The sequence below is a fragment of the Candidatus Accumulibacter meliphilus genome, assembly GCF_036625345.1.
Classification (GTDB): domain Bacteria; phylum Pseudomonadota; class Gammaproteobacteria; order Burkholderiales; family Rhodocyclaceae; genus Accumulibacter; species Accumulibacter meliphilus.
On the sequence record NZ_JAZKTZ010000003.1, the window covers coordinates 1 to 15839 of the forward strand.

Below are 15839 nucleotides of genomic sequence, written 5' to 3' on the forward strand. Positions count from 1 at the left end.
ACGTCCGCCAAGTCATGATACAACCGCTGATCCAGGCCACCATCGCGCCGGGCACCCTAGTGCTGACCGACGAGTATGACATCTACGGCCGCCTGCCTGAGTGGGGCTACAATCACAAGACCGTCTGCCACAGCGCCCGCGAGTACGCCCGCGATGAAGACGGCGACGGCTTCCACGAGGTTCACGTCAACACCATCGAGGGCTTCTGGTCCTTGCTGCGCTCCTGGCTGCGGCCTCACCGCGGGATCTCCCAGGAAAGTCTTCCTCTCTACCTCGGCTTCTTCGAGTTCGTTCACAACGCCAAAAATCGCGGAGGCTCAGTATGGATTCCAGGTTGGTGCGCAACGAAAGCGAGGCTAGAGGCGCACTAGACAACGCCCAAGGAATTCCGTATGCTCTCCTGGGAAGGAACACCTAGGAGAAAGGGGCATGTACACGACGCACACTGCCAGCACTGGGCTGGTTAAAATCCAAGACCTTATCAACGATGCCAAGTGCTTCGAAGTCGTTCGGGACCTGCGCTGGCCAGCGGGTGTTCGCTGTCCGCATTGTGCGGACGAGCACGTTATCAAGTTTGGTCGCGATGAGACTCAGGAACATCGCCAGAGGTACCGCTGTAAGTCCTGTGAAAGGTACTTTGACGACTTAACCGACACGATCTTCGAAGGGCATCACCTACCCTTGCGCACTTGGATCTTGTGTTTGTATTTCATGGGGTTGAACCTGTCGAACACGCAAATCGGCAAGGAACTGGGCCTCAACAAGGACGACGTTCAGAAGATGGCGACCCAACTTCGAGAAGGGGTAGTCAGTCGCAAGCCCGCCCCAGCGCTCCAGGGAACCGTTGAGTGTGACGAGGTCTATGTGGTGGCGGGTGTTACGTCCTGCGCTGATTTAGAGCCCTCGGCCCAAGCTTTTCGAGGTTGAAACGCTGGCCGAGTCCCACGCTGCGACGGGAACATCTATCCCGGCGGCAGCGTGGGATGAAGGCGCTACCGAGGCGGCAGCGGCGTGGTCCGCCAGGGGGCTTCGGGATCGTACAGATTCATCTGCCGCTGGTGGTAGCGGCGCAGCTGTACGAAGTAACGGCTTTCGCATGCGACGGCGAGCTGGTTAAGGAATTCACTGAGCACTGCCGCGCTTTCATCGGAGAGCCCATCGGGGAACAACGGGAGAGCAGAGCGGCGGCTCATCGCAATTCCTCGATCGCCAACTGCAAGAGATCGTCCGGCAGATGATTGAGGCCGCGTGGTACCGCCAGGCGCATCGCCGTGCGCAGAATTCTCCCGGCGTGCCGCGGTAGCCCCTTGCTGGCCTGCCGCAAGATCTCCAGACCCGAATCGCTGAGCAGCGTATGCGTGCAACCGGCGCTCTTCAGGCTGTGCTGGATCAGTTGCGCAAAGCGCTCGCGTTCGAGCACCGGTTTGAGCTGCACGCGTACCTGAACGCGCCCGGCCAGCGCCGCATACGGCGCCCGCTCCAGTGTTTGCGCCAGTGCCGGATGGCCGATCAACCAGACCGACATCACATCGCGTGTATCAAAAGCGAAGTTGAGAAAGGCCGGCAAATCGCGGAAGAACTCCAGCGGCAGATTCTGCGCCTCGTCGATGATCCATACCGGCACCAACTGGCGGCCATCGACCAGTTGCAGGATGCGCTCCTTCAGATCGCGCCACAGCTGCGCCCGCCGATAGCCCGCTTCCACTCCCAGAGCGCGCGCCAGACCGCGATAGATATCGAGCCGCCCGAAATCCGTCTCCGCCTGATAGATCACCAGGTGGCGATGCGGATTCAGGCCGCGGGTCAGCTGGCGCAAGGCGGCCGTCTTGCCCACTCCCGGTTCGCCGGTGATCAGGCCGACTCCGGGCGAGTGCAACAACCAGGCGAAGCGCTCCGCCAACAGCCCCAGCGCACCGTCATCCCACAACTCGGCCGCTTCCTTGCCCAGCGGCGAATGCCGCAAACCAAAGTGTTGCAAGTCCATTTCACTCCCCCTTGCAGTCGTAATATTGCTGATAGATCAGCTCGATCAGATTCGGGCCGCTCTTCGTCGGGGGCGCTGGGTCAGTGTTCGCCGGGTCCGGCTGGCGTCGCCGACGTGTGGCGTTGGCCAGTGCATCGAGCGGCGTCGCCGCGCCGATCGCTTTCCCTTCCTCGTCCTCGACGCCGATCACTACCTCGGTATGCGGATCGACCACCAGAGACACCGTTTGACCGGAGAGCTCGAACGGCACCTCGAAGCGTTTGCCGTGATACGACACCGTGCCATCCTTGCGCACCAGACGGCTGACGCGATGCCGGAACAAGAGATCGAGCTTCGCCGCCAACGGCCCGAGCGGGCGAATCCTGGACAGGTCCTGCTGGTAACGTGCCAAAGGGCTGATGCCGTCCAGACTGGCATGCGGGCGGCGGTGATAAACCTGCTCGAGCCAAGCCCACAAACGCGCGTTGAGATCGTCCAGGCTGGCGATATGGCGCTCGTCGAGTTCGCTGAGAAACTGATCGCGGCAGGTACGGTGCCAGCGCTCCAATTTGCCCTTGCCCTCGGGCGCGTACGGCCGGCAGTGAATGAGATGGATGCCCAGCCGGGCGCAGATCCCCTGCAAAGTTTCGGCGCGATAGGCGGCGCCATTATCAACGACCAACTTGAGCGGAATGCCGCGCCTGAGCACCGCCTGCTTGAGCACGCCTTCGATGTCCAGAGCGGTCTCGCCAGGGCAGAAGGCGCTGTGCGTGAGCAACCGGGAAGCGTCGTCGAACAGTGAGACGAGATAGCTCTTGGCGAGTTTGCCGCCGATCGGGACGCGTGGGCCGTGCATCACGTCGCCATACCAGATCGCCCCCGCGGTCGCGGCGACAAAGCTGCGTTTCTCTTCCGGCAGGCTGGCCGAGCCGCTGATTCGTGACAGACCGTGCTGCTGCAGCAGACGGTGAATGGTCGAGCGGGCGAGGCCGCCACGGGCGACGGTGCCGGCCGCTTCGAGCAATTGGCGAATCTGGCACAGCGAGCGCCGCGGGTTGTCGCGCTTGGCGGCAAGAATGGCGGCCTGGGTGGCGGCGGAGAGCTTCGATTGCCCGCGGTCGGCGCGTACCTTGGGCGTCAGCCCATCGAGCTTGTGGAGGCGCCAGGCGTAGTACCAGGCCTGAATCGTCTTCTCGCTCAGATGCCGCCGACGGGTGCCGGGAATGGCGTATTCGCGGCTGGCCAGCTCGCGCAGAATCTGTTGCAGTTCTCCCCGCTCCAGCCGCTCGCGGCTAATCAGCGGACCCAGGACGGACAGGCGAAACAGGGCTTTCGGATCAATCGGGTTCATGACCACTCCTTGTGATAAATCGGAGAGGTGATCAAACCAGAAGGACCCGGATAATGACAGGAGCAAACTGTGTGGGGACCCCGCCCGGGCGGGGTCTGCCCTGTCCGCCGCTCGTTCAGGATCAGGACATCACGGGATGTTCAGCTCTTGATCAAGGAGGGTCATGGCTTGCACCAGGCCCATGGATTCGAATACCCGACGCCAGAAAGCGCCGAAGTCGGCGGCCCGCCCGAGTTCGGCACAGCGGGCGCGCAGGTGAAACTCGAACAGCAGGCTGCTCTTCTGTAGCCAGTCCCACCAGCGACCGGCGGTACGCCGGTCCGGCAGGCTGCCGAGTGCACGGCGCCGATCGGAGCGTTCGCTCAACTGCCGTTCGAGGTGGGCTTGCTGCACCGACCAGTCATACCAGCGGCGCGGTGCGATGCACGCCGGCAGACGTGAACAGGTGCGCCGACAACCAGAGCAACGGTAGCGGCAGATCGGTATCGGGTTGAGGGAAACCTGCCCGGCTCGTCGGTCGGCCTTGCGCTCATAGTGCCCGTGTGGCCAAAGGATCTTGAGCCCGCAATGCGGGCAGCACGGCGGCCGATACACTTCGGGGGCTTGCCTGACGGCCTCAAGATGCTGCTCGATCGTGTCGATGCCGGCTACAATTCGCTGCATGGGCTGGGCTCTCTTCTATCTCGGTTGTCTTGATAACTTCCCACGATAACAGAGGTGTCCCGGCCCATCTTTCGTTCACGTCGTCCCAGCCTCGTTCAGGCAGCACGCCTTCCTTCGCTCTCGCCGTTCATGGGATAGGCGACGCCGTCAGTTACTGGAGAGCGGCGGACGTAACAGCGGGGCACAAGGGACATCCTTTGGCAGTAAAAAAAACACCGTAAGGGCCGCAGAAACCGCCTGAAGGGGGCTCGCGGTCGCGGCACGCTTGCCAAGGAGAAGCCTCCGGTTTTCGGCATGATCCAGCGCGGCGGTCAAGTCGTCATCCGCATGCTCGAAAACGTCCGCCAAGTCATGATACAACCGCTGATCCAGGCCACCATCGCGCCGGGCACCCTAGTGCTGACCGACGAGTATGACATCTACGGCCGCCTGCCTGAGTGGGGCTACAATCACAAGACCGTCTGCCACAGCGCCCGCGAGTACGCCCGCGATGAAGACGGCGACGGCTTCCACGAGGTTCACGTCAACACCATCGAGGGCTTCTGGTCCTTGCTGCGCTCCTGGCTGCGGCCTCACCGCGGGATCTCCCAGGAAAGTCTTCCTCTCTACCTCGGCTTCTTCGAGTTCGTTCACAACGCCAAAAATCGCGGAAAGCGACTTCTCGAATCCCTCTTGGGGTTGCTCCTCAGCTAACAACCCGAAACCCATAATGAGCCTGATTTTTACCATTTTCCGTTCAGCGGGTATGGGTATTTTCATCGGTTCAATTCCCGGTGCCGGCGCCGATATAGCAGCTTTTGTCGCCTATAGCGAAGCCAAACGTTTCAGCAAGACGCCGGAGAATTTCGGCAAAGGCGAACTCTCGGCCGTCGCTGCCTGCGAAGCCGGTGCCACCGGTTGCACCGGCGGTGCCCTGCTACCAATGCTGACACTGGGCATTCCGGGTGATGCGGTGACCGCCGTCATGCTTGGCGCACTGACCCTGCAAGGTTTGGCGCCGGGACCGCTGCTCTTCAAGGAGCACGGTGACCTGGTGTTTACACTGTTTGCCGGCATGCTTTTTTGCTACGTAGTGCTACTGATCATGGGGCTGAGTTGTTTGCGCTTCATGGGCAAAATACTGCAGACGCCGAAATCCATCCTGACCCCGACGATCATGGCGCTGTGCCTGGTTGGCACTTACGCGATCAACAACAGCATGTTCGACATTGGCATCATGCTGGTCGCTGGCGTCATCGGCTATTTCATGCAGAAATTCGAGTTCCCGCCATCACCGATTGTGCTCGCATTGATCATGGGGCCGATGGCCGAGAGCAACTTCCGCCGGGCTCTCGCGCTCTCCCAGGGCAGCTACGATTTTCTGTATACCCGACCGATCACGGTCACCTTCCTCGCACTTGCGCTGTTCTCGTTGTTCTACCCATTGCTTCGTAGTTATCTGACTAAACGCCAACTCCGTAAACTCCAGGCGGCCCAATGAACGGCCCCACCCCTAAAAAAAGGACGCTGTAATGGACATAAGGACCGTTGACGCAGGGTCGCTGATTTGCCCTGAAGTCAGAAATACCGTCGGCGAGAGCCCCGTCTGGGAAAACACCACAAAATGCTGGTGGTGGATCGACCAGAAGGGGAAGATTTTTCGGCTCGATTCTGCCAGTGGCGAGGTCCGCCACTGGTCTCTGGCCGAAAAAACCGGCTGCATGGTGCTGCGTCCGGATAACCGGCTGGTCTGCTGCTGCGAAACCGGGATTTTCGATGTCGCCCTTGGTGACGGTGCCGAAGCCTCGATGTCCCGCATCGCCGCGATCACCCATCCAGAGGCGGGCATGCGCTTCAACGACGGGCGCTGCGACCGGCAAGGCCGGTTGTGGGTGTCGACCTTCGTCATGGATACCACCTTGGGCGACGCTGCCGGTGAATGGTTCCGATTCACCGGCAAGGACGGCCTTACGCGTTCCGGATTCGGCGACTTTGTCATTCCGAACGGTTCGGCATTCAGCCCGGACGGACGGCGTTTCTATTGCGCCGACTCGCATCGCGATGTGCGCATGTTATGGGTGTTCGATTACGACATCGATGCGGGTTCACTCAGCAACAAACGGCCATTCGCCGATTTGCGCGACGTGGTTGGACGCCCCGATGGCGCGGCGGTCGATACCGATGGCTGCTACTGGGTGTGTGGGATCGACGAAGCTTGCATCATGCGGTTCACCCCGGAGGGCGTCATGGACCGGAAAATTCTGATCCCGATGCAAAAACCGACCATGTGTTCCTTCGGCGGCGCCGATCAACGGACGATGCTCGTGACGTCGCTGTGTCGGGGAGAAGCGGATCTGGAAACGGACCCCTACGCTGGCCGTTTGCTGATGTTCCAGCCGGGAAGCCAGGGCATCGCCGAACCGCGACTGGCTGACGCCTAAGCCGCTTTTCGACGACCGCACCAAGCCAGCCGACGCTTTTGGCGACTGCCAGCGCGTTGCAAGCAAAGGTGCCGCGCTCGATTCTCTGGCCATCAGTTCCGGCACGCAAACGGATTGGCGACTTGGCAGGCTGCGGTCTGCCAAGCGCAGTTGCAGGCTTTCAATCGCCTTTTCGGCCATGCCAACATTGTCCGCGCGCAGTGTGGTAAGCGTCGGGTCAATGTGGCGGGACATAGTGAGACGATGGAACTGGCTTGCCACGTCGGCTGCGCCTCCTCGCAATGACGTGCGGGCTGGTGTCGCGGTTTCACGAGCCAGGCGCCAGGCATGGCTGAAGTACTGCTGACGCACCTCGCCGGCGACGCTTGGCGTTTCAGCGTTTCTTTCTCGCAGCCATCAGTTCATGCAGCGTTCGCGCGGCCGGTTTCATTGGCGTGCGGCTGACGGTCCAGCCGCCCTGCATCGGCGGGGTCAGCGCACGAAAGCGCGTCGCCAGCCAGCCAAAGGCGCGATACAGCGCGGGGCGCGTGTACAACGCCGCCCAGCCCGACCAGATGGCATCGACCAGGCGGCTCTTGGCAGCGCCCTGACCGCGCAGCGCTGCATGTCCGGGGCGCGCATCGTGCTGCGCTTCCTCGCGCAGGCGGACCAGCAGCTCGGGAATCGGGATGCGCACCGGGCAGACTTCGCCGCAGGCACCGCAGAGGCTGGAAGCGGTCGGCAGGACGTGCGTGGCATTCAGGCCGAGCATGTGCGGCGAGATGATTTCGCCGATCGGCCCGGGATAGGTGGTGCCGTAGGCGTGGCCGCCGATACGTGTATACACCGGGCAATGATTCATGCATGCGCCGCAGCGGATGCACTGCAGGGTCGAGCGCAGCTGCTCGTCGCCGTAGGCCTGCGTGCGCCCGTTGTCGACCAGCACCAGGTGCATCTCGCCGGGGCCGTCCTTCTCGCCGGGCTTGCGCGGCCCGCTGATCATGTTGAAGTAGGTGGTGATCGCCTGCCCGGTCGCCGAGCGCGTCAACAGGCCGAACAGTGGCGGCACGTGTTCGAGCTTCTCGACCACTTTTTCGATGCCGGTGATGGCGATATGCACGTCGGGGACGGTGGTGCACATGCGCCCGTTGCCTTCGTTCTCGACCAGGCACAGAGTGCCGGTTTCGGCGACGGCGAAGTTGACCCCGGAGAGGCCGACCTCGGCGTTCATGAACTTCTCGCGCAGGACGGCGCGGCCAATGCCGATCAACTCATCGACCGATTCGGTGTAGCCGGCGCCAGGCACCTTGTCGGCGAACAGGCGGGCGATCTGCTCCTTGGTCTTGTGTATCGCCGGCATGATGATGTGCGAAGGCTTCTCGCCGTCGAGCTGGACGATGTACTCGCCCATGTCGCTCTCCAGGGCGTCGATACCGGCGGCGGCCATGGCATGGTTGAGCTCGACTTCCTCGCTGACCATCGACTTGCCCTTGACCATCAGTTTCGTCGAATGGCGCTGCGCAATGCCGACGATGATCGCGCAGGCTTCTTCGCCGTCCTCGGCCCAATGCACCTGCACGCCATTGTCGGTCAGCTTGCGCTCGAGTTGTTCGAGCAGCTCCGGCAGCCGCGCCAGACTGTACTTGCGGATGTGTTCGGCGAGCGAGCGCTGACGTTCGAGCGCTTCAGGATTGGGGAACTGCGCGGCGCGCTTGCTGATCAGGAAGTCCATCGCGCCGCGAAAACTCTTGCGCAGATGCGCATCGGCAACGGCGACGGAAGCACGCTGCTTGAATTCGCTGGCCGGAACGAAGTTGAGCTGCTGGCTATTATTCATTGCCCTTTCCGCGTTCCGCGTTCGTTGACCTCGTTGTCCAGCAACAGCACTACCAGCTCCTTCGGACCGTGCGCGCCGTAGGCGAGAGTGACCTGAATGTCGGCAGTCTTCGAGGGACCGGAGACGAGCAGCGCGTTGGTCGGCATGCTCTCGCTCCAGCGTTGCGCGCACATGGCGTCGAACAGCGTGTCGTGGAGCTGGTCGGCGTCGAGCAGCGCGAAATGGATCGGTGGCACCAGCGACATCAGGCGCGGTTCGTTGGCGTCCGGCCAGATGATCAGCGTGCCGGTTTCGGCGATACCGCCGCGCGTCGATGTCAGGCCGGCATCGGTGTCGTCGAAGAGTTCCTTCTTCCACTCGCCGACCGGGCGGTCGTAAGGCTTCAGCCCGGCGATGCCTGCCGCCTTCAGCGCTTCGGCGTGCGCACTCGCTTCGCCGTAGAGCAGCGAGCGCACGCCCTTGGCGGCACAGATCTCGCGCAGCTTTTGCGGCCAGTTGTCGTGCGTGACGCGCACCACTTCACCGTGCCAGAACGCCATTTTTTCGCAGAACAGTTCGATTCTCGCCGCACGCGTGCTCGCTGGGGTGGCCGCGCGGATGGCGTCATAGAAAGCAGGCACAGCGGGTGCCAGCGGCACCCTGCCTTGTGGCGCGGCGCGCAGGCGCTGCAGGATGTTGTCACGCGCGCTCATTGCTGCCCTCCTTCGCCACTCGTCCGCTGCCACAGGAAAGTCGCCAGGTGCTGCCCCTGAAAACCATCGCGCCGCTTCTGCAGCGTGTGATTCAGGCTGAACATGCAGCCGCAGTCAGCCGACAGGAAAGTCTCCGCACCGGTCTCCTTGAGCGCATCGACCTTGTCGCCAGCCATCGCCGACGAAATCGCCGGGTGCTTGAGCGAGAAAGTGCCACCGAAGCCGCAGCACTCCGATTCGTGTTCGTGCATCACCACCTCGACCGCCCCCAGCTGCGCCAGCAGCGCGCGCCCGTGCTCGTGCGTGCCCATCTCGCGCCGCGCCGCGCATGAAGTATGCAAGGCGACACGTGCCGGCACACCCTGGTCTGCCAGACTGACTTTGGCAACATGCACCAGGAACTCGCTGAGTTCGAACACCCGTTCGGCAAGCGCGTTCGCCTGCGCGCGCAAGCGCGGATCATCGGCAAACATCTCGGGATAATGATGGCGCATGGTGCCGGCACAGGAACCGGAAGGAACAATCACCGGCCACGCTTCCGGAAAGAGCTGCAACTGCGCCAGAGCGACGGCGCGTGCCTGCTCGGGAAAACCACTGCTGTGCGCCGGCTGCCCGCAGCAGGTCTGGTCGGCCGGAAAAAGGACCTCGATTCCTTCGCGCTCGAGCAAGCGAAGAGCGTCCATGCCCGCCTCCGGGCAAAACATATCAATCAGACAGGTTCCGAAAAGGTAGACCTTGGCCGGCTTGTCCGGGTAGTGGCGGGGGCCTGCTGCATCCATGGCTGTCTCCTGTGCTCTTGTCGGCGAAAAGTGGTAAATCCGCAAGTGGTAAGACCAATTCCCCAATACACTAATTGCAGCCCCTGCCTTTGTCAATCGCCTGCCGCTCAGCGCAGCCATTGCGCCCCGATTAGCGGCAATGCGTAGGGGATTCGTAGGCAATTCCTAGCGCCGTAAGGTTAAACTGGCACGCCATACGCGGGGCAGCAACGCAAGCCGCCAAAAGTCTGTAGACTTCCTGACGAAACGAACCGGTAAGACCACTTTAACGGCGGAATGATTTCGGCGAACCAGCCAGGGACATCAACAGATCAGCATGAATTTTGCCAAGCTCCAGCTCCCGCGCATTCCTGACGCCGTCGCCCATCAGATCGAAACGCGCATTCTCGAGGGCTCCCTCAAACCCGGCGACCGCCTGCCTGCCGAACGCGAGTTGGCAATCGAGCTAGGCGTCTCGCGCCCTTCCCTGCGCGAAGCCATCAAGAAACTCGTCTCCAGGGACCTGCTGATCAGCCGTCATGGTGGCGGCACCTACGTCACCGACCGGCTCGCAGCCAGTTTTTCGGATCCCTGGCAGCAACTCATCGAGCAACACCCCTGCCTGCAGGAGGATGTGCTCGAATTTCGCCATCTGATCGAAGGATCGGCTGCCGAACTGGCTGCGCAACGGGCAACCGAAAGTGACCTGGAGCGTCTGGAGCAAGCCTACGTGAAACTTGACGCCGCCTACGCCGTAAGGACGATCGCAGTGCCCAGGTCGCGGCCGACGTCGCTTTTCACCTGACGATTGCCGAGTCGGCGCACAACCTGCTGTTCGGTCATCTGCTGGGGAGTGTACTGCGCCTGCTACACGAGCATGTGCGTCGCAGTCTCCGTGACATCGCGGTGAGTCCGGAAACCGGGCGGCAACTGATGGCGCAGCACCTGGCCATCCGCAACGCAATTCGCGCCCGCGAGCCGGAAAGCGCCCGCCTGGCGGCGCAAACGCATATCGATTTCGTCCGCCAGCGACTCGACGAAGCCGCCGATTCGGAGCAGCGACAGCAGCGCTCCTTGCGCCACTTCAGTTGATGTGAAGTAAGCGACTCACGACTCTCTTCTCCCCTCGCGGGAGAAGGGCCGGGGGAAGAGGGGCGGTCATGGCCAAGCGCTGCGGACGCCCGCGGCCGGCCGAGCCGCCTAGACCTTGGCGCGCATCAGCCGCGCCTTCTCGCGCACCCAGTCGCGGTCTTTGTCGGCTTCCCGCTTGTCGTACTGCTTCTTGCCTTTCGCCAGGCCAATTTCAACCTTGATGCGACCACGCTGGAAATGCAGGTCGATCGGCAGCAGCGTATAGCCCGCGCGCTCGACCTGGCCGATCATCTTGCTGATCTGCCTGGCGTGCAGCAGCAGCTTGCGGGTGCGCACCGCATCCGGTTTGACGTGCGTCGACGCCGCCATCAGCGGCGTGATGTGCATCCCGAAAAGGAAGACTTCGCCTTTGCGGACGACGACATAGGCTTCCTTGATACTCGCCCGGCCAGCGCGGATCGCCTTGACTTCCCAGCCTTCCAGCACCAAGCCCGCCTCGACCTTCTCTTCTATGAAGTAGTCATGAAAAGCCTTCTTGTTGGCGACAATGCTCATGGTGCCTTTTCTCGGGAAATTGAGGTGTGGGTAGGAGTGTGCAGTGCTAGAATATTTGATTCTACAGGATTCACGGGGTACGGCAGAGGATGGCCATGGTCAAGAAATCGGTACTGATCGAACGTTCATCGCAGCAGATGTTCGACCTGGTCGACCGTGTCGAAGACTATCCGAAGTTTCTACCGTGGTGCAGCCAGACGTGCTGCGAGTTTCGCGACGAGCAGAAGACGGTCGCCACGCTGCACATCAACTACCGCAACGTGACTTCGCACTTCACCACCGAGAACGACAAGGAGTCGCCTCAGTGGATGAGAATCCACCTGGTGGATGGCCCGTTTCGCCGCCTTGAAGGCCTCTGGCGTTTCAAGCCCCTGGCCGACTACGCGTGCAAGATCGAGTTCCAGTTGTCCTACGAGTTCTCCAGCAAGATGTTCGAAAAAGTGATCGGTCCGGTTTTCAGCCAGATCGCCAACACGTTCGTCGACGCCTTCGTGAAACGCGCCAACGAAGTGCATGGCTTGCCCAATGCCTGAACTGCTCGCCATCGAGGTGATCTACGCCTTGCCCGACAAGCAGCAGCTGGTCAGCCTGCAGCTTGCCGCGGGCAGCACCGTGCGCGAGGCGATCGAGGCCTCCGGACTGCTGCCAAAGCACCCGGAAATCGACCTCGCAAAAAACAAGATCGGCATTTTCGGCAAACTCACCAAGCCCGACGCAGGACTACGCGATCAGGACCGCGTCGAGATCTACCGCCCGCTGATTGCCGATCCGAAAGAAGTTCGCAAGCAACGTGCCGCCGAAGGCAAGGTCATGAAAAAAGGCGCCGGCGAAGGCGAGTAGGCGAGAAAGCCGGATTCGCGCAGCGCACTTGCCGGCGCTCCCGCAGCGTCCACAGCACACTTCACCCTCCACCCTCCACACTTCTCTCAGTGGCAATTGGCCTGCACGTCCTGGCGTAGCTTGGCGATTTCGTGCGTGCGTTGCGCCTCGTCGAGGTAGTAGCGCTCGCCCTTGCTGTCACGCATCGCTACGCGTTCGCCAGACTCCAGAAGCTGCAGCGAGCGACGCGCGTTCTCGCAGTTTTCCTTTTTCAGCGCCGCCAGGCGCTGCTCCTTGTCGGCCTGCTCGGCGCCTTCCTGCGATTCCTTCTGACGCTTGCGAAACGCCATCTCGTGGTCAGCCAGCGTCTCCTCGCTGGCGTCGCTCCCTGGCGCGGCATCGGCTTCGATTTTCCGCGCGCCCGTGACATTCGCCGGAGGCGGTCGGTCGGAGATCACCGTCGTGTTTTTTTCGTCCTGCCATTGATAAATTTGCGCCTGCGCAACGAAGGCGGCAAGTAGCATGGCGGCAGCGAGAGCAATGCGCTTCATGGGCGTTCAGCGGTAAGGGAGCACGCTGTATAATACGTTTTTGTGACCTCGGATCAAAGGCTATGCGTTTAATCCAACGGGCGCTGACGTTCGATGATGTGCTCCTCGTTCCCGCCCATTCTTCCGTAATGCCACGCGATGTCACGCTCAAGACGCGTTTGACGCGCAACATCAGCCTCGAACTGCCGCTCGTTTCGGCGGCCATGGACACCGTCACCGAGGCGCGCCTGGCGATCGCCCTGGCGCAGGAAGGCGGCATCGGAATCGTGCACAAGAACTTCAGCCCAAAAGTACAAGCCGCCGAAGTCGCCAAGGTCAAGCGTTTCGAATCCGGAATCCTCAAGGACCCGATTACCGTACCACCGACCATGTCGGTGCGCGAAGTGCTGGCGCTGACCACCCTGCACAAAATCTCCGGCGTTCCGGTGCTCGATGGCCGCGTCGTCGTCGGCATCGTCACCAACCGCGACCTGCGCTTCGAAACCGAACTCGACCAGCCGGTGAGCAACATCATGACGCCGCAGAATCGCCTGGTGACTGTCCCGGAAGGGGCAACGATCGAAGAAGGCAAGGCGGTAATCCACAAGCACCGTCTCGAACGCGTGGTGGTCATCAACGACGCCTTCGAACTGCGCGGCCTGATCACCGTCAAGGACATCATCAAGACCACCGAACACCCGCATGCCAGCAAGGACGCTTCCGGACGCTTGCGGGCCGGCGCCGCCGTCGGGGTCGGCCCAGGCACCGAAGAACGCGTCGAACTGCTCGCCGAAGCGGGCGTCGATGTCCTCGTCGTCGATACCGCGCACGGCCATTCGCAAGGCGTGCTCGACCGCGTCAAGTGGATCAAGAAGAACTTTCCCGATGTCGAGGTGATCGGCGGCAACATCGCCACCGCAGAAGCGGCGCTGGCGATGGTCGACCATGGTGCCGACGGCGTCAAAGTGGGCATCGGCCCGGGCTCGATCTGCACCACGCGCATCGTCGCCGGCGTCGGCGTGCCGCAGATCACGGCCATCCAGAACGTCCATGATGCCCTCAAGGACTGCGGCGTGCCGATGATCGCCGACGGCGGCATTCGCTACTCCGGCGACATCTCCAAGGCGATTGCCGCCGGCGGCAACGCGGTCATGCTCGGCGGCCTTTTCGCCGGCACCGAGGAAGCGCCCGGCGAAGTCGAGCTGTTCCAGGGACGTTCGTACAAATCCTATCGCGGCATGGGTTCGATCGGCGCCATGGCCGCCGGCGCTGCCGACCGCTATTTCCAGGAAGAAACGGCCAACGTCGACAAACTGGTCCCCGAAGGCATCGAAGGCCGCGTTCCCTACAAGGGCTCGGTGCTGGCGGTGATTCATCAATTGATGGGCGGCCTGCGCTCGTCGATGGGCTACCTCGGCTGCCGGACGATCGCCGAAATGCACGCACGGGCGACCTTCGTCCAGATCACCTCGGCAGGTGTCCGCGAATCACACGTCCATGACGTACAGATCACCAAGGAAGCTCCCAACTACCACGTCGATTGAGCATCGATTGACGATTCACGGGCGGCTACGGGCCGCCCGCTTCATTTGAGGCGTCGCCATGTCCCACCAAAGAATTCTGATCCTCGACTTCGGTTCGCAGGTCGCGCAGCTGATTGCCCGCCGCGTCCGCGAGCAACAGGTCTATTGCGAGCTGCATCCCTACGACGTCTCCGCAGACTTCATCCGCGACTTCCAGCCGCAGGGAATCATCCTCTCCGGCGGCCCCAATTCGGTCTACGACGTCGAAGACTTCAAAGCCCCGCAAGTGGTCTTCGAACTCGGCGTGCCGGTGCTCGGTATCTGCTATGGCATGCAGCTGATGGCGGCGCAGTTGGGCGGCAGCGTCGAAAGCTCGAACAAGCGCGAATTCGGCTATGCCGAAATGCGCGCCCGCGGCCACTCGGAATTGTTCAGGGGCATCGAGGACAGACGCAACGACGAAGGGCACGGGCTGCTCGACGTCTGGATGAGCCACGGCGACAAGGTCACCACCCTGCCCCCGGGCTTCAAGCTGATCGGCAGCAACCCATCGACGCCGATCGCCGCCATGGCCGACGAAGAGCGCAAGTTCTACGCGGTACAGTTTCACCCCGAGGTGACGCACACCCTCAAAGGCAAGGACATCCTCGGCCGCTTCGTGCGCGACATCTGCGCCTGCGGCCACGACTGGAACATGCCCGATTACGTCGGCGAAGCGGTCGACAGGATTCGCGCCCAGGTGGGCCAGGAGGAAGTCATTCTCGGCCTTTCTGGCGGCGTCGATTCGTCAGTGGCCGCAGCGCTGATCCACCGCGCCATCGGCGACCAGCTGACCTGCGTTTTCGTCGATAACGGCCTGCTGCGCCTCAATGAAGCCGAGCAGGTGATGCACACTTTTGCCCACAATCTCGGCGTCAAGGTGGTGCATGTCGACGCCAGCGCACAGTTCATGGGCCATCTGCAGGGAGTCTCCGATCCCGAGCAGAAGCGCAAGATCATCGGCCGCGAGTTCGTCGAGGTTTTCCAGGCCGAAGCAGGCAAGCTGGCCAACGCCAAATGGCTGGCGCAGGGAACGATCTACCCCGATGTAATCGAGTCCGCCGGCGCCAAGACCAGGAAAGCACACACCATCAAGAGCCACCACAACGTCGGCGGCCTGCCCGAAGACCTCAATCTGAAGCTGCTCGAACCGCTGCGCGAGCTGTTCAAGGACGAAGTCCGCGAACTCGGCGTCGCCCTCGGTCTGGCCCACGACATGGTCTATCGCCACCCCTTCCCCGGCCCCGGCCTCGGCGTGCGCATCCTCGGCGAAGTGAAGCCCGAGTTCGCCGACCTGCTGCGCCGCGCCGACGCCATTTTCATCGACGAGCTGCGTGCCGCCGGCTGGTACGAGAAAACCAGCCAGGCCTTCGCCGTCTTCCTGCCGGTCAAGTCGGTCGGCGTCATGGGCGACGGTCGCACCTACGAATACGTCGTCGCCCTGCGCGCCGTCGAAACGCAGGATTTCATGACCGCGCAATGGGCCGAACTGCCGCACAGCCTGCTCGGCAAAGTATCGAACCGGATCATCAACGAAGTGCGCGGCATCAACCGCGTGGTCTACGACATCTCGGGCAAGCCGCCGGCGACCATCGAGTGGGAATGATCACCCGTCTGG

General features: G+C 62.2%; 17 protein-coding genes and 3 pseudogenes. 11 read left to right on the forward strand and 9 right to left on the reverse strand.

Annotated elements, in window-relative coordinates; genetic code table 11:
• On the forward strand, positions 1–371 hold a 371-nt coding region (locus V5B40_RS06240), incomplete at its 5' end, for a transposase (RefSeq protein WP_332353727.1).
• Positions 372–429: 58 nt separating this feature from the next.
• Positions 430–876 (forward strand): annotated as a pseudogene (locus V5B40_RS06245) (transposase); the annotation flags it as partial.
• 116 nt (positions 877–992) lie between these two features.
• Here the strand turns inward: V5B40_RS06245 and V5B40_RS06250 are convergent.
• The 4 genes from V5B40_RS06250 to V5B40_RS06265 form a co-directional block, all read right to left on the reverse strand.
• Positions 993–1193 carry a hypothetical protein gene (locus tag V5B40_RS06250; protein WP_332353729.1) on the reverse strand — a complete coding sequence of 67 codons (201 nt, stop codon included), beginning with the start codon at positions 1191–1193 and terminating at the stop codon, positions 993–995.
• Positions 1190–1984, reverse strand: a complete 795-nt coding sequence (locus tag V5B40_RS06255; RefSeq protein ID WP_332353730.1) for an ExeA family protein — start codon at positions 1982–1984, stop codon at positions 1190–1192. The genes V5B40_RS06250 and V5B40_RS06255 overlap by 4 nt, the downstream gene beginning before the upstream one ends.
• Before the next feature lies 1 nt (position 1985).
• Complete coding sequence (locus tag V5B40_RS06260) at positions 1986–3314, reverse strand: DDE-type integrase/transposase/recombinase (RefSeq protein WP_332353652.1); 1329 nt, start codon at positions 3312–3314, stop codon at positions 1986–1988.
• A 129-nt stretch (positions 3315–3443) separates the two neighbouring features.
• Complete coding sequence (locus V5B40_RS06265) at positions 3444–3977, reverse strand: DUF6431 domain-containing protein (protein WP_332353731.1); 534 nt, start codon at positions 3975–3977, stop codon at positions 3444–3446.
• 170 nt (positions 3978–4147) lie between these two features.
• Here V5B40_RS06265 and V5B40_RS06270 point away from each other — a divergent pair.
• The 3 genes and pseudogenes from V5B40_RS06270 to V5B40_RS06280 all read left to right on the forward strand — a co-directional run.
• Positions 4148–4670 (forward strand): annotated as a pseudogene (locus V5B40_RS06270) (IS1595 family transposase); the annotation flags it as partial.
• Positions 4645–5457, forward strand: a pseudogene (locus tag V5B40_RS06275) (tripartite tricarboxylate transporter permease); the annotation flags it as partial. The pseudogenes V5B40_RS06270 and V5B40_RS06275, both read left to right, overlap by 26 nt.
• A gap of 31 nt (positions 5458–5488) precedes the next feature.
• On the forward strand, positions 5489–6397 hold the full coding sequence (locus V5B40_RS06280) for an SMP-30/gluconolactonase/LRE family protein (RefSeq protein ID WP_332353732.1): 909 nt from the start codon (positions 5489–5491) through the stop codon (positions 6395–6397).
• 373 nt (positions 6398–6770) lie between these two features.
• On the opposite strand, the gene V5B40_RS06285 is transcribed toward V5B40_RS06280, so the two are convergent.
• Genes V5B40_RS06285 through V5B40_RS06295 form a run of 3 tightly spaced genes read right to left on the reverse strand, consistent with a single transcriptional unit; the run spans position 6771 to position 9684 of the window.
• Positions 6771–8213: a LutB/LldF family L-lactate oxidation iron-sulfur protein gene (locus V5B40_RS06285; RefSeq protein ID WP_332353733.1), complete on the reverse strand. Its 1443-nt coding sequence runs from the start codon at positions 8211–8213 to the stop codon at positions 6771–6773.
• On the reverse strand, positions 8210–8905 hold the full coding sequence (locus V5B40_RS06290; RefSeq protein WP_332353734.1) for a LutC/YkgG family protein: 696 nt from the start codon (positions 8903–8905) through the stop codon (positions 8210–8212). The genes V5B40_RS06285 and V5B40_RS06290 overlap by 4 nt, the downstream gene beginning before the upstream one ends.
• Positions 8902–9684 carry a (Fe-S)-binding protein gene (locus tag V5B40_RS06295; protein ID WP_332353735.1) on the reverse strand — a complete coding sequence of 261 codons (783 nt, stop codon included), beginning with the start codon at positions 9682–9684 and terminating at the stop codon, positions 8902–8904. Before V5B40_RS06295 ends, V5B40_RS06290 begins: the two co-directional genes overlap by 4 nt.
• Positions 9685–10000: 316 nt before the next feature.
• Between V5B40_RS06295 and V5B40_RS06300 the strand changes: the two genes are divergently transcribed.
• Both V5B40_RS06300 and V5B40_RS06305 read left to right on the forward strand, forming a co-directional pair.
• Positions 10001–10468, forward strand: a complete 468-nt coding sequence (locus V5B40_RS06300; protein ID WP_332353736.1) for a GntR family transcriptional regulator — start codon at positions 10001–10003, stop codon at positions 10466–10468.
• Between the two features lie 2 nt (positions 10469–10470).
• Positions 10471–10755, forward strand: a complete 285-nt coding sequence (locus tag V5B40_RS06305) for an FCD domain-containing protein (RefSeq protein WP_332354159.1) — start codon at positions 10471–10473, stop codon at positions 10753–10755.
• A 108-nt stretch (positions 10756–10863) separates the two neighbouring features.
• Here V5B40_RS06305 and smpB read toward each other — a convergent pair whose 3' ends face one another.
• A complete protein-coding gene (gene smpB / locus V5B40_RS06310; RefSeq protein WP_332353737.1) occupies positions 10864–11310 on the reverse strand; it encodes an SsrA-binding protein SmpB in 447 nt (148 codons plus the stop codon).
• Between the two features lie 89 nt (positions 11311–11399).
• Here smpB and V5B40_RS06315 point away from each other — a divergent pair, with 89 nt between their 5' ends.
• Both V5B40_RS06315 and V5B40_RS06320 read left to right on the forward strand, forming a co-directional pair.
• Positions 11400–11843, forward strand: a complete 444-nt coding sequence (locus V5B40_RS06315; protein WP_332353738.1) for a type II toxin-antitoxin system RatA family toxin — start codon at positions 11400–11402, stop codon at positions 11841–11843.
• Complete coding sequence (locus tag V5B40_RS06320) at positions 11836–12150, forward strand: RnfH family protein (protein ID WP_332353739.1); 315 nt, start codon at positions 11836–11838, stop codon at positions 12148–12150. The genes V5B40_RS06315 and V5B40_RS06320 overlap by 8 nt, the downstream gene beginning before the upstream one ends.
• A gap of 86 nt (positions 12151–12236) precedes the next feature.
• Here V5B40_RS06320 and V5B40_RS06325 read toward each other — a convergent pair whose 3' ends face one another.
• The gene (locus V5B40_RS06325; RefSeq protein WP_332353740.1) at positions 12237–12680 is read right to left on the reverse strand and encodes a DUF4124 domain-containing protein; all 444 of its coding nucleotides are present in this window, start codon (positions 12678–12680) and stop codon (positions 12237–12239) included.
• 62 nt (positions 12681–12742) lie between these two features.
• On the opposite strand from V5B40_RS06325, the gene guaB reads away from it, so the two are divergent.
• The gene (gene guaB, locus V5B40_RS06330; RefSeq protein ID WP_332353741.1) at positions 12743–14203 is read left to right on the forward strand and encodes an IMP dehydrogenase; all 1461 of its coding nucleotides are present in this window, start codon (positions 12743–12745) and stop codon (positions 14201–14203) included.
• A gap of 58 nt (positions 14204–14261) precedes the next feature.
• Positions 14262–15827 carry a glutamine-hydrolyzing GMP synthase gene (gene guaA, locus V5B40_RS06335; protein WP_332353742.1) on the forward strand — a complete coding sequence of 522 codons (1566 nt, stop codon included), beginning with the start codon at positions 14262–14264 and terminating at the stop codon, positions 15825–15827.
• Positions 15828–15839: the final 12 nt, after the last annotated feature.

Bases quoted from the DNA above. Each gene is read 5' to 3' on its own strand.
- V5B40_RS06255 (WP_332353730.1), bottom strand. From the start codon at position 1,984: ATGGACTTGCAACACTTTGGTTTGCGGCATTCGCCGCTGGGCAAGGAA.
- V5B40_RS06325 (WP_332353740.1), bottom strand. From the start codon at position 12,680: ATGAAGCGCATTGCTCTCGCTGCCGCCATGCTACTTGCCGCCTTCGTT.
- V5B40_RS06250 (WP_332353729.1), bottom strand. From the start codon at position 1,193: ATGAGCCGCCGCTCTGCTCTCCCGTTGTTCCCCGATGGGCTCTCCGAT.
- V5B40_RS06260 (WP_332353652.1), bottom strand. From the start codon at position 3,314: ATGAACCCGATTGATCCGAAAGCCCTGTTTCGCCTGTCCGTCCTGGGT.
- V5B40_RS06280 (WP_332353732.1), top strand. From the start codon at position 5,489: ATGGACATAAGGACCGTTGACGCAGGGTCGCTGATTTGCCCTGAAGTC.
- V5B40_RS06290 (WP_332353734.1), bottom strand. From the start codon at position 8,905: ATGAGCGCGCGTGACAACATCCTGCAGCGCCTGCGCGCCGCGCCACAA.
- V5B40_RS06315 (WP_332353738.1), top strand. From the start codon at position 11,400: ATGGCCATGGTCAAGAAATCGGTACTGATCGAACGTTCATCGCAGCAG.
- V5B40_RS06265 (WP_332353731.1), bottom strand. From the start codon at position 3,977: ATGCAGCGAATTGTAGCCGGCATCGACACGATCGAGCAGCATCTTGAG.
- V5B40_RS06300 (WP_332353736.1), top strand. From the start codon at position 10,001: ATGAATTTTGCCAAGCTCCAGCTCCCGCGCATTCCTGACGCCGTCGCC.
- V5B40_RS06295 (WP_332353735.1), bottom strand. From the start codon at position 9,684: ATGGATGCAGCAGGCCCCCGCCACTACCCGGACAAGCCGGCCAAGGTC.
- guaB (WP_332353741.1), top strand. From the start codon at position 12,743: ATGCGTTTAATCCAACGGGCGCTGACGTTCGATGATGTGCTCCTCGTT.
- guaA (WP_332353742.1), top strand. From the start codon at position 14,262: ATGTCCCACCAAAGAATTCTGATCCTCGACTTCGGTTCGCAGGTCGCG.
- smpB (WP_332353737.1), bottom strand. From the start codon at position 11,310: ATGAGCATTGTCGCCAACAAGAAGGCTTTTCATGACTACTTCATAGAA.
- V5B40_RS06285 (WP_332353733.1), bottom strand. From the start codon at position 8,213: ATGAATAATAGCCAGCAGCTCAACTTCGTTCCGGCCAGCGAATTCAAG.
- V5B40_RS06320 (WP_332353739.1), top strand. From the start codon at position 11,836: ATGCCTGAACTGCTCGCCATCGAGGTGATCTACGCCTTGCCCGACAAG.